The sequence below is a fragment of the Oleiphilus sp. HI0079 genome (genome assembly GCF_001635105.1).
Genome location: NZ_LWFT01000759.1, coordinates 1 through 2,111 on the forward strand (window position 1 = coordinate 1; position 2,111 = coordinate 2,111).

Here is a 2,111-nt window from a genome sequence, read left to right on the forward strand (position 1 = left end):
AGGTTGTGCTTGCGATGCTTGATGAAGCCAAGTTGGTGGGAACCCACTAATCGTTCGTCATTTAATCTGACATTTTTTACCAAAAGAGAATGCGGGCGCCGAAGTGGCGCTCATTTTGTTTCCCCTCCCTTTTCTACATATTCCACTAAAGTTATTTAATTTAATCCCACGGTAAGGCTTAGCTCTGTGCTTCTGTCTTGTTCGCTGCTACTCTTCGCGCGTTCGAAATTGTTCATATATCTTCGGTAAGAAAATGCTCGACTCTCACATACATACGACACGGCTCGCTAAATCTGGCTTAGTCGATACTGCGTTTTGGGAAAGCTCCGAATGGGGTGCTTGGGTGATTGTGCATGTTGAAAATGTAGAGTCTATTTCAGCGGACGATATTTTGAGTGCTATTCGTAACGATATAGGGCAGGGAGGTCCTGTTTGCCTTGCTACTCAAACCTCGTTAACAACCCACTTAGATACGGGTGTTCAATCCATTCTTCAGAGTGGGGTAGGTAAAGTTTCCGTTTTGGCTTGTCGCTTCGACTCATTTCATTACGAATTGTGCCTGTCTGGCTCTGCATGCGCTTTTCTTATTGATCAAGAGGGAGGGGTAACTGATTTAACGCCGGATGCCGTTTCTCAGAGTGAGCCTCAAAAAGTATCCCGCATCCTTGGCGATATGCATCAAGCTGAATCACTTGTGCTTTCTGCGGATACCTTGTCGATTGAAATGATCAGCGATGTGGGTGCGGAGTCGAATGGTGCAGAGCTGATCATTGAGCATGTTGTGCGACAAGCGCGCAGTCGCAATGTGCAGCTCAAGGCTCCGATGCTTGCGGTGCGCTATCAAGACGACATAGGAGAGTTTCAACGAAGCGATTTTTATCATCGCTCACCGATTGACCGCTCACGCTATAACCGCAACTCTTCAGCAAGACCGCTTTTCTTGTTGCTTGTGTTGCTCGCTTTAAGCGCAATACTCTTAGTTCTTTAAGTAGGATTTGCGAAGTCGATAGCCAATCGCTGCCTTGTAAAGAACATAAACGAAGCCGATAACAAAGCCACTAACAACAAGTGTGAGCGCCGTAGTTTCAACTTGTGTCACGCTTGTATCACTGCTGCTTAAAACGTATTCATATAAAAGATAAAGGCTAAGGGACAAGCCAATCAGGCTAGTCATTAGCTGGCTCAACAAAATTCCGTTGGTTGGAATGTTGTCGTGGTGATGGCACTTCAAACACAAATAGTTATCTGTGTAGTCTGGCTCACCTTCTTGAACGGCTGAAATCATAGATCCTTCACCACACCTGATACACGTGTATGGCGACTGCAAAGTATCCATATGCTCCGCTGATACGAACTGAGAGTGGTTCATATCCTCTCCTTAAGCTTATGGTTTTATTGTTATTAATTTACAGGTACAGGTTACCAAAAAGACAAACCTAAACAGTGATATAGTCGATGTTTGTTCGCATCTCAAGTTTGCGGTTAAAAATCACGCTTTTCTTAGCTTGTTTGTTTTCAGTTTTAGATTGCGTTTAAGCTGCGCAGAAGGCATATCTTTTTTCTTTTAGTGCTTTTATTATGAGGGTGCATCGTACATCTCTATTCAAATAATAAACAAAGGAAGGGTCGCATGGGTGTGGGTTCAAAACTTTCGTTGCCGTTGGAGCGGGCTTACAAGTGGGAAAGGGCGAAAGCCGATGAATTGTATCTGACGCAACCGATGGGGGAAGGTCAGGTTCAAGAATATACTTGGAACCGAGCAGTCGGCGAAGCACGCCGCATGGCTTCGTATCTTAAATCTCTTGAGTTACCTCCGAAGAGTAACATTGCCATTCTTTCTAAGAATTGTGCGCACTGGATTATGACTGATTTGGCGATATGGATGGCGGGCCACGTGACGGTCCCGCTTTACCCCACGCTTAATTCTGAAACCGTTCGCTATATTCTCGAGCACAGTGATTCCAAGATTCTGTTCGTTGGTAAGCTCGATGAATGGGACGAGATGAAACCCGGGGTACCCGCCGATCTTCCATGTATTTCCTATCCTCTAAGCCCAGAGAACGACTTCCCAAGTTGGGATGAGATCGTCACTGATCATGCGCCTTTAAAAG

Annotated in this window: 3 protein-coding genes; 2 read left to right on the plus strand and 1 reads right to left on the minus strand. The window is 45.2% G+C overall.

Annotation, left to right across the window (positions count from 1 at the left end; genetic code table 11):
• Window positions 1-253: 253 nt before the first annotated feature.
• On the plus strand, window positions 254-988 hold the full coding sequence (locus A3750_RS14155) for a hypothetical protein (protein WP_068522264.1): 735 nt from the start codon (window positions 254-256) through the stop codon (window positions 986-988).
• On the opposite strand, the gene A3750_RS14160 is transcribed toward A3750_RS14155, so the two are convergent.
• Window positions 977-1,369 carry a hypothetical protein gene (locus A3750_RS14160; protein ID WP_068465926.1) on the minus strand — a complete coding sequence of 131 codons (393 nt, stop codon included), beginning with the start codon at window positions 1,367-1,369 and terminating at the stop codon, window positions 977-979. The two genes, A3750_RS14155 and A3750_RS14160, sit on opposite strands and share 12 nt — an antisense overlap.
• Before the next feature lie 261 nt (window positions 1,370-1,630).
• Between A3750_RS14160 and A3750_RS14165 the strand changes: the two genes are divergently transcribed.
• Window positions 1,631-2,111, plus strand: a 481-nt coding sequence (locus A3750_RS14165; RefSeq protein WP_231871830.1) for an AMP-binding protein, incomplete at its 3' end; no start/stop codon positions are given.

What these genes read in the sequence shown, in the direction of transcription:
- A3750_RS14155 (WP_068522264.1), top strand. Translation starts at nt 254, where the DNA reads ATGCTCGACTCTCACATACATACGACACGGCTCGCTAAATCTGGCTTA.
- A3750_RS14160 (WP_068465926.1), bottom strand. Translation starts at nt 1,369, where the DNA reads ATGAACCACTCTCAGTTCGTATCAGCGGAGCATATGGATACTTTGCAG.